This window comes from Corynebacterium sp. KPL2850 (assembly GCF_040225855.1).
GTDB lineage: Bacteria > Actinomycetota > Actinomycetes > Mycobacteriales > Mycobacteriaceae > Corynebacterium.
In genome coordinates this window covers 1-8,846 of the sequence record NZ_JBEHFV010000047.1, presented here as the reverse complement: position 1 = coordinate 8,846, position 8,846 = coordinate 1, and the positions used below count along the sequence as shown (strand labels likewise).

The following is an 8,846-nucleotide window of genomic DNA, read 5'->3' as shown; positions in this document are numbered from 1 at the left end:
GAAGCCGCCGGATCAGCTACACTTACTATCGCATCTTGATTAAATCCCCGTGTCCACTTTCCGGGGTTCGGGCCCTCGGTCTGGGCCTATTAGCTGTAGAGCCCGACCCACACGGTGTATTTCGCCTGCGGTCAGTTTCGCCCTTGTCTGGCTCATTATTGTGGGATGACGCCACAAACGGGCCAGTGGCCGGGTATCGACGCTCTGGAGTTAATTCCGAGGGCTTATACCGCGAGGTGCTCTACCTGCAGGGCGAAGTCATCGTGATTTCCAAAGACTCGACCGACATGGGCACGGTGCGCTCAGTCGAACGATTCAACGTTCCCGGCGGCGGGTTCCCCATGTTCCGTCTGCGCAATCGTCTACGCACATCACACTGGTCGGGCCAATCAGAAATCACCCCGGCCGTGCGGTACCTGACAGACGCTGCCGCCCGTACCCTTGAAAACATGGAGTACAACTCCGAGTTTTATGCCTCCCCACAGCGATGGGCTACCGGCGCCTCACCCGAAGACTTCGGTTACGACCCCGAAGGCATGACGGAATTCGACCGCGTAGAAATGGGCTGGCGAACCTCCATCGGCAAAATGCTCGTCCTCAACGGCGATGAAGATGACCCGAAGCAGCCTAGTGTGGGGCAGTTTGCTTCGTCGCCTCCTACCCCGTTTATTGAGCAGGTTCGTGCGTATTCTCAGCTGATTGCGTCAGAGTCGAAGATTCCTGCGCAGTACTTTGGGTTTATGACGGAGAACCCGCCGTCGGGTGATTCGATTCGTGTGTGGAAAGAGCAGCTTATTCGCGCCTCTGAGATTAAGACGGAGTTGATGAATCCGGATTTGTTGGAGTTGGCCCGCGTACTGGTGCAGGTGTCCGACCTCGACCAGGACGTCGACATTGAGGACCTGGTTGACGGGCTCGAGGTGGATTGGCGTGACCCCGCCACCGCGTCCAAGGCCGCCGACGCCGACTGGGCGCTAAAGCTGCTTACTTCCGGTGTGCTCGCCCCCGATTCCGAGGTGCTGCTGAAGAACCTGCACTTTTCAGCCGCTGACCGGCTCCAAATCGAGCAAGAAAACCGCAGCAAACGCCTCTCCCAGTTGGCACAGGTACTCCAAGCTTCGACACCCCAAGACCAGGAAAACACCGAAACCCCACCCCAAAACTCCGACCAGGTGGCACCGTCACCGCGTGAAAACGCCAGCGACGACGCCAAGGAGGCCCGTTAAATGAGCGCGGTAGACCCACAACGCCCCTGGGCTTCAATCACCCCCGTCGTTGATTCCATCGCTCGCCAAGCCGTTACGGACCTCAATTCACGCGCCCTCATCATCCCGGACATCACCGCCGACCCCTACCGCCAAAAAGAGTTGTTACGGCAAATGGTCCGCGAAACCATCGACTCCTACGGCACAGCCGTTTCTGATGCCACGATGGCGTGGTTAGAAGAACAGGAAGACCACATGGGAATGCGGCCGGTGGAATGGAAGCCTCGTCGGGTGGATTCCGAGCAGGTTGAGGCTCGTATGGCGAAGGATTTCGCACCGTTGTTCTTTGAGGAGCAGGGTTATTATCGCTCGCTGCGGGCGATGAGGTTTATTGTGGCTGATGAGTTGTACTCTCGTCAGCGTAAAAACACTGAGCATACGGCCTGGAAGGGTGGGGGTTCGTGGGCTCGTGTTGCGCATCCTGGGGCGTGTGCTTTTTGCACCCTTTTGGCTTCGCGTGGGTTTGATTACACGTCCCGTTCTACTGCTGGTGGTGGTTATTCCGGTGCTCACTTTCATGACCATTGCCGCTGTTTGGTGATTTGCCGTAAGCGAGGGCACGTTGAGCTTCCAGAGTCGACGATTCGGGCGCAGAAGATTTATAAGAAGGCTCAGGAAGAAGTTGATAGCACGGACCCCGATGTGCTGTTGCGGGCGATGCGTCAGGTGGGTGACCTTAGCAAATGAACAGGTGTGCTATTCTGTGGTGTGGTTACGGTTTGTATCCGGAAGGGATGAATGAGGCCGTAGTCCACAAACTGAACATTTAGGGGGACGCTGTGTCGCACGAGGACGCAAACGCTGAAAATTCCGAAAAGGAAACCACCAGCGGGGATACTGCAACCAACGCCGCAAAGGCAGAAACCGAAGCCGCACCACCCGACTACCGTAAAAAGTACGAGGACATGCGGGCCCACTCTCGCACGTGGGAAAATCGGGCAGAAAAATCGCTAGCAGACGTTGAGCAGCTTACCGCGGACAAAGAGAAACTCGAATCCACGATTAAAGACCTTCAGGCTGAGCTTTCGACGGCCCATAGTCAGGTCGAAGATGCTCAGCATAATCGGGATTTGATTATCCACATCGCGGGGCTCGGCGGCGACGTAGAGCAACTATTCGATTCGAAAAGCTTCTGCGCAGCCGTAGATAAGCTCGACGCTGACGATGACGATTTTGAATCCACGATTAAAGACCTCATCGGCAAGCACTCCCCCGCCGCCCCTGCATCGTCGCGGCTTACCTGGGAATCACCGAATCAGGGCATTTCTAGGGGTGAAGAGCTGTGGCAAAGGCGTAAGAAGCGCCAGGGGGCGTAGTCCGCATTCATCACACCATCGGGGGATATTATGCACTTTCGGCCAGAATTTGACCGTTACTCTCCCAGCGACCTGTCGTGGCTGGGCTCTCGCCACGCAGTAAACAACGCCGAAACCGGCACGCTGGGCGAAAAGACTACCCATATTCGCACGTCCGTCCTACCCTCTGGCACCGCCTTGCACCGCGAAGGCGACTACTGGGTGCCAGTCACGTCCAAGACGCAGTCCGTGGACGGGTTCCTGCTAACGGACCAGGACAATAACCCAGGCGAGGTTGTGCCGATTGTCTGGCACGGCCGTGTTCGCATTGACCGCCTTCCGGATTCCAACAACCGCGTGAACATCGCAGAATGCGACCACGCAGAATTCACGTTCGTGCACGAACCGCACGGTTCTTTGTGGAATGAGGATGGCTCCACCAACTTCGATGCCATCGGCGACGTACGGGAGGATTAATCATGGGTTCTACGCAAATTTGGAACGAGGTCCTCTCTCCGGAGGACCTGACTATCTACGCAAACCACTACCTAAACGACCTGCAGGCCGCCGGTGGTTCCCTATCTGCTTATTTCCCAGACCAGCTGATTAACGACGTGTTCTTCAGCTGGATGACCGAGCAGGACACCGGACGCCTGGCTGAGGTGCGCTCTGCAGACGCTGAAACGCCGATTGGCTCCATGGGCGGCGGCCAGAAGGCCATGATGCAGATGCCTCTGATTGGTCAGAAGGTCCGCATCAACGAGATGGACCAGCTGCGCAGCTTCCACCAGGGAGATTCCCGCTTCCAGGAAGACGACATGACCAAGGCCACCGAGACGGTCGTCCGCGCAGTCGCCAACCGCGTCGAGGTAGCCCGCGGCGACGTCCTCACCACCGGCCGTGTCCGCTATGCGGAAAACGGCGCCATCGTCGACGCCGGCATTGGCCGCGATGAGGAATTCGAGGTCACCCCGAAGAAGCACTGGGATGACCAGGATTCCGGCGCCCTGGAAGACATCATCTCGTGGGCTATGGACTACGAGGATGCCAACGGTACTAAGCCCGGCACGATTATTGCTTCGCCGAAGGTCATCCAGAAGCTGCAGACGAATAAGCAGTTCCGTGATGCGGCAAATACCACCGGCGAATTGGCGCGTGTCTCCTCTGGCGCTATTAACGCTGTGCTGCAGGACCAGGGGCTTCCGGGGATTACGTCGTATTCTCGTTCCGTGCGTGATGGTAAGGCTGCGCGCCGGATTCTGGATGAGAATACGTTGTACTTCCTGCCGCCGGAGACTCAGTCTGGTTTGCTGGGCTATACGGTGTGGGGTCAGACGGTGGAGATGAATTCTCCGGAGTATAACCTGTCTGGCGCTGGTCAGATTGCGGTCGGTGCTTGGCGGGAGAACGACCCGATGGCGTATTGGGTGCGTGCTAACTGCGCTGTGCAGCCGATTCTGACGAATCCGAATATGGCCATGGTTGCTCACGTGGTTAAGCCTGGTCCGGCGAAAAAGGCTGGCCGTAGCGCTAAGTAGTCCAGTTTGGGGGTTCACGTGGACACATATTGCACGATTCTTGACGTTACTGACCGTTTGACTATTGAGCCGGATGAGGACGATAAGAGCCTTATTGTGGCGATGGTTGATGAGGCGACGGTCGCTATTGATGCTTATTTGGGTAAGCATTTTGATGAGTCAGTTCCGGCGGCGGTTCGTGTGGTGTGTGCCCGTGTGGCTGCCCGCGCTGTCTCTCGTGGTTTGTCGTCTGCTCCTGTGGGTGCTGAGTCTCAGTCGTTTGCTGCTGGCCCGTTTTCGACGAGTCAGAATTTTGGGTCGAATTCGAATGCTGGCGGTGTGTTCTTGACGGCTGAGGATAAGCGGATGTTGCGCTCGGTTGGGGGTGGTCGACGTGGCGCGTTCACGGTCTCACTCTACTGAGTCGGGGTACCCACTCCCCTACGATGTGCGGGTTCGTCGGCGTGAGGATTCGGGGGAGGATTCTTTCGGTAATCCGGTAACCAGATGGGGTGGTCCTCAGGTTGTGCGGGTTGCTGGTTGGTCTATTAGCGATTCCCCGGAAACTGGCCCGGATGATAAGGATATTCGGCGCGTGGATTGGGCTGGGGCGTTGTTTGCGCTTCCAGGTGATGTGCATGCCGGTGATTTAGTTCATCTCGGTGGTGTTGATTTCTTGATTGCCGATGGTGGCCATGATTTCACGCATGGGCCGTGGTGGGACCCGGGTTTGGCAGAGTATAAGCTGCGTATTTTTGAGGGGGTTGAGCGTGGCTGACAGCTTTAAGTTCAAGATGAATCACCAGTTTTTTAATCGCGTGCTCAAGGAATCATCGGAGACTAAGCATCTAGTTGATGGTAAGGCCGAGGAGTTCCGTTCGAAGGTTGGCGACCATTATGTCGTGAAGCCTGCTGAGCAAGGCCGTGGCCGCTGGCGTGCGTTGATTGTGCCTACGCCCGGTGATTGGGAGGCCTACGGGCATGAGAAGAAGCATAATGCGTTGCAAAAGGCCGTAGGCGCCTACCCGGTCGCGACGAAGTCCCCGAAGAAGGGAGCATAGCTAATGCGGCATCCTTCTGCGATTGTTGTCTCTTGCCTGAAGCGGTGGCTTAAAGGTTCCGAGTTCGACGGGGTGTATGTAGCGACCAAGGTTCCGGATGAGCTTGATGGGCCTATGGTTCAGGTTGATGCGGCGGCCCCGGACCGGGAAACGCCGGTGACTGACCGTACTCGCATCATTCTTTTGGCCTACGGCACCGATGATGAGTACTGCGTGGACCTACTGTCCGCCTGCTTGGAAGGCATGGAGGTTTCCTACCGTGCTGAGGGGGATATTTTGGATTGGGATACTGATACCGACCCGTATATTTTCCCCGACCCGGATAGGCCTTCTGCTATTCGTTGGCAGGGCGCGGGCACCTTGTGGACGGCGTTAAGTTAAGTATTTTTCATGTATAATTTGTGGTGACTGCCCTGCTTGGGGTGGTTACTCGGGGTAAATTTTTTTGGGGGAATTCGCATGTCACGTATGCGACAAAACATTGTTGTCGGCGCGCCCGAGGTCAAAAGCGGCGGCGCCGCATGGATTGGCATGGCGGGCATCAACCCGCTGCAGACGCCACACTCTGCCTCTATCAGGGTGGCTTCACTGCCAGCAGTCAACAAGTTCAGCCCCGCTGGCTACATCAGCGAGGACGGACTAACAAAGACTGTCGACCGTGATACCGAAAAGGTTGTGGACTGGAATGGTGACACCATGGCAGTGTTGCAGTCCAATCACTCGGTGCAAATCAAGTGCAAGTTCCACGAGATTGTCAATTCTCACGTGGCTACCGCCGTGATGGGCGAAGGCAACTTCCGTTCCCGTCATGATGGACGAGCAGTCCAGATGATTGACAACGCTACGGAAACGCCCTACCGCTCATTCATCTTCGACATTCACGGCGGCGAAGACCTGAAGGGACGCTTGTTCATCCCGAATGGTCGCGTCACCGAGCTCGACGACCAGGTGTTCTCGCGAGGCGAGGTCGTAGGCTTCGACGCCACGATTGAATGCTTCCCGGATGAAAAGGGAAACAACCTCTACACCTACATTGACCGCCGCAACGTCAAAAAGGATGATGATGACCGCTTCCCAGATGATGGGCTTCCGGTTGTATCCCTGGCAGAAATTGAAGACATTGTGCGCAATGCTCTGAATAATCTGCCTATCTCGCCGGACTTGGTTGCGGGCCTGTTCTACTCGCTCATTGACGGCAAGGGCGGGCTGGACCTTGAGTTCATCGACAAGCTCGCGAAGCACCTTGCGCCGCTCAACGGCGTGGACGATTTGCTGCAGCTCTTGTCTGACCTGGTGGAGGGTAAAGATGCAGCCACGTTGATTAAGGACGTGGAGGCATTGCCGTTTACTCCACTGAATCGTCATAATCGTTGGGCTCAGGCAGTTGTTGACCTGCTCACCGGTGCTGGTGGACGGCAAACGATTGATGACCTGACCGGCGGCATCATCTAAACACCAAACATTTTCGGGGAATTGTAAACACTATTTTTGGGGGTAAATTTCATGGCTGATAAGGATAGCCTGCTTTCTCAAATCACTAACTCCATCCGCGACCTGCAGCAGCAGGGCGGCGTGGAAAAGGACACCGCTGATTCTCTCACCGGAATGTTCTCCAACTTCAACGGCATCATCGACAAGATTTCCGAATCCATCCCACAGCAGGTCTCCATGCTGGGCCGCACCGTCAAGGACGCCAAGACCCTCGCCGATGACCTCAAGCAGATTCTCGGCGGCCCACTGGTATTCCCAGGCACCGGCGTCCCCTCTGCCATTAAGGGCATCGAAGACGCCAAGACTCGCCTGCATGACCTCGTTGCTGAGCAGTTCGGCGATGCTGAGGCACTCCCAGACAAGGCCGCAGAGCGCGTAAAGGAACTCGCAGACCACGCCGGCACGGTCGGTTCCGCTGTGGATGAGTTCGTTGGTTCTTCCTACGCAAAGAAGCTCTTCGACGGCATCACCCCGGGCGATGGCTTCCCAGAACTGGTGGGCAAGTTTGATGCCCTTCCTGAGGCTGACCGCAAGAAGCTCACGGACTTGGTCACCGGCATTGGTTCCTCCGCCCAGCCAATCGGTGCTGCCCTCGTGGACATTCTGCGCGCATTCAACGAGGACAACAAGGAGGAAAAGTAATGGAATACAAGTACACTGACCGCGATAACTTCGGTGAATTCAACCCCACTCACCTCGTGGACCGTCTCGAGTCTGCCGGGGTTATCCCGCACGAAATGGCAGACGCTCTCTCCCAGGCTTCTAGCGCTCTGCTGAACTTGGGTGACGATACTCGCGGCGAGGTTGAAAAGGCTGTTTCTACCCTGGTGGGTGAGGCTGAAAGTGGCCAGGAAGTCTTGGATACGCTTAAGGCGAATATTGATACCGCTATTCATGAGCCGGATCCGCTGAAGAAGGTTGCCGATTTCAAGTCTGCGGCTGATGAGCTCGTTGATGGGCTTGAGGGCCAGCTGAAGGATCTGGGTCTGGAGAAGGTTTCTGACCTTTCTGATATTCGTTCTACTGTTCGGGATTTTGCTGAAGCGTTGGATACGCTGAATGCTTCTGCCCCAATTGCACAGGTGGTCAAGAAGCTACCTGGTGGTGCCCTGCCTGGCCATGTTCTGGAGGCTTTGGCTGAGCTGCGACAGGATGAGCTTGATGAGCTGGCGAAGCACTTTGACGCTGTCACTGAGCGTGGCGGCAAGCTTATCGGCGAGCTGGCTTCCTTGGGTGCTGATGAGGCTGTGCGTAAGGCTGTGAAGGCTGCTGAGGGGCTGTCTCCTTTGCTGGCTGTGGCTTTGGCTGCGGGCTCTGTTGTTGCCCAGGGCGCTGAGGCGGTCAAGGGTATTGTTGATTTGGGCGTGGCCTTAAAGGCTGCTGTGGTCAAGGGCTTGTTTACCGCGGGTAAGGGTCTTTTGGCTGCTCCGGTTATCGCGCAGTTTAAGGCGGCGAAGAAGCTTCCGTTTATTGTTGTTGCGCTGCAGATGTTTAATCATCATGAGGTGCGTCAGGCGCTGCTGCACGTCTTTAACGAGGTGCTTATTAATTCGCTGACGGCGTTTAATACCAAGGCTGTGGTAAAGGCTGTTCGTGCAGCGGTGGACTTCCTTGTTCTGTCTACGCCGATTCGTGTTGCGGTGCGTGGCAATAATCTGCTGAAGATTGTCAACGGGCTGAATATCGGCCGTATTCTCTTCAACGTATTCTTGCTGTCTCGCGTGCCTCAGCTGGGCCATCTGCCGGTTCGTGGCTTGGGTCTGCGTGGCGTGGAGACTCTGGCTGCTGGACTGTTTGCAAACTGGCGCGTACTGAAGACCGTACTGACTCCGCTCGCGCTGAAGCCGGGCGTTCTTATCGGTGATGCGGTGGCATTGATTGTTGTCGCCTACCTTGTTGTGGGTGCGCTGACTGTCTAGCCAGAACTGGCCGCGTAGGGGCTGAGGGCGTGTTCCCTCGGCCCCTTCTCTTATGTCGTTGTGCCTGGTTCTCCGTGTTTTATACTGGGAGTTGTATTGTGACGTTATTTTGGGGGTTTTATGCGTAATCGGGGGAATCTTGTCCATGGTGTGCCGAATGTTTCGGCCGGCGGTGGTGCTTGGATTGGCCAGCCGGTGTCGAGTCCTTTTTCGGTGCCTTTAGGGCCCGAACCCCGGAAAGTGGACACGGGGATTTAATCAAGATGCGATAGTAAGTGTAGCTGATCCGGCGGCTTCG

11 protein-coding genes are annotated in these 8,846 nt (G+C 56.3%); all 11 read left to right on the top strand.

The window, feature by feature from the left end:
• Window positions 1-35 precede the first annotated feature (35 nt).
• The 11 genes from ABRP93_RS11130 to ABRP93_RS11080 all read left to right on the top strand — a co-directional run bounded on the left by ABRP93_RS11130 (window position 36) and on the right by ABRP93_RS11080 (window position 8,548).
• On the top strand, window positions 36-1,226 hold the full coding sequence (locus ABRP93_RS11130; protein WP_502879666.1) for a phage portal protein: 1,191 nt from the start codon (window positions 36-38) through the stop codon (window positions 1,224-1,226).
• Window positions 1,227-1,952, top strand: coding sequence for a VG15 protein (locus tag ABRP93_RS11125; protein WP_349887967.1), 726 nt, complete (start codon window positions 1,227-1,229; stop codon window positions 1,950-1,952).
• Window positions 1,953-2,044: 92 nt separating this feature from the next.
• Window positions 2,045-2,581, top strand: a complete 537-nt coding sequence (locus ABRP93_RS11120) for a hypothetical protein (RefSeq protein ID WP_349887966.1) — start codon at window positions 2,045-2,047, stop codon at window positions 2,579-2,581.
• Window positions 2,582-2,611: 30 nt separating this feature from the next.
• Window positions 2,612-3,037, top strand: a complete 426-nt coding sequence (locus ABRP93_RS11115) for a hypothetical protein (RefSeq protein WP_349887965.1) — start codon at window positions 2,612-2,614, stop codon at window positions 3,035-3,037.
• Window positions 3,038-3,039: 2 nt separating this feature from the next.
• Window positions 3,040-4,098, top strand: coding sequence for a major capsid protein (locus ABRP93_RS11110; RefSeq protein WP_349887964.1), 1,059 nt, complete (start codon window positions 3,040-3,042; stop codon window positions 4,096-4,098).
• Window positions 4,099-4,672: 574 nt separating this feature from the next.
• Window positions 4,673-4,855, top strand: a complete 183-nt coding sequence (locus ABRP93_RS11105) for a hypothetical protein (protein WP_349887963.1) — start codon at window positions 4,673-4,675, stop codon at window positions 4,853-4,855.
• The gene (locus ABRP93_RS11100; RefSeq protein WP_349887962.1) at window positions 4,848-5,138 is read left to right on the top strand and encodes a hypothetical protein; all 291 of its coding nucleotides are present in this window, start codon (window positions 4,848-4,850) and stop codon (window positions 5,136-5,138) included. Before ABRP93_RS11105 ends, ABRP93_RS11100 begins: the two co-directional genes overlap by 8 nt.
• Window positions 5,139-5,141: 3 nt before the next feature.
• Window positions 5,142-5,519, top strand: coding sequence for a hypothetical protein (locus ABRP93_RS11095; RefSeq protein ID WP_239269784.1), 378 nt, complete (start codon window positions 5,142-5,144; stop codon window positions 5,517-5,519).
• A 78-nt stretch (window positions 5,520-5,597) separates the two neighbouring features.
• Entirely contained in the window at window positions 5,598-6,590 is a 993-nt protein-coding gene (locus tag ABRP93_RS11090; RefSeq protein WP_239269785.1) for a phage tail tube protein, read from the top strand.
• A gap of 51 nt (window positions 6,591-6,641) precedes the next feature.
• Window positions 6,642-7,271 carry a hypothetical protein gene (locus ABRP93_RS11085; RefSeq protein WP_239269786.1) on the top strand — a complete coding sequence of 210 codons (630 nt, stop codon included), beginning with the start codon at window positions 6,642-6,644 and terminating at the stop codon, window positions 7,269-7,271.
• Window positions 7,271-8,548: a hypothetical protein gene (locus ABRP93_RS11080; protein WP_349887961.1), complete on the top strand. Its 1,278-nt coding sequence runs from the start codon at window positions 7,271-7,273 to the stop codon at window positions 8,546-8,548. The genes ABRP93_RS11085 and ABRP93_RS11080 overlap by 1 nt, the downstream gene beginning before the upstream one ends.
• Window positions 8,549-8,846: the final 298 nt, after the last annotated feature.

What these genes read in the sequence shown, in the direction of transcription:
- ABRP93_RS11085 (WP_239269786.1), top strand. Translation starts at nt 6,642, where the DNA reads ATGGCTGATAAGGATAGCCTGCTTTCTCAAATCACTAACTCCATCCGC.
- ABRP93_RS11095 (WP_239269784.1), top strand. Translation starts at nt 5,142, where the DNA reads ATGCGGCATCCTTCTGCGATTGTTGTCTCTTGCCTGAAGCGGTGGCTT.
- ABRP93_RS11080 (WP_349887961.1), top strand. Translation starts at nt 7,271, where the DNA reads ATGGAATACAAGTACACTGACCGCGATAACTTCGGTGAATTCAACCCC.
- ABRP93_RS11110 (WP_349887964.1), top strand. Translation starts at nt 3,040, where the DNA reads ATGGGTTCTACGCAAATTTGGAACGAGGTCCTCTCTCCGGAGGACCTG.
- ABRP93_RS11115 (WP_349887965.1), top strand. Translation starts at nt 2,612, where the DNA reads ATGCACTTTCGGCCAGAATTTGACCGTTACTCTCCCAGCGACCTGTCG.
- ABRP93_RS11125 (WP_349887967.1), top strand. Translation starts at nt 1,227, where the DNA reads ATGAGCGCGGTAGACCCACAACGCCCCTGGGCTTCAATCACCCCCGTC.
- ABRP93_RS11090 (WP_239269785.1), top strand. Translation starts at nt 5,598, where the DNA reads ATGTCACGTATGCGACAAAACATTGTTGTCGGCGCGCCCGAGGTCAAA.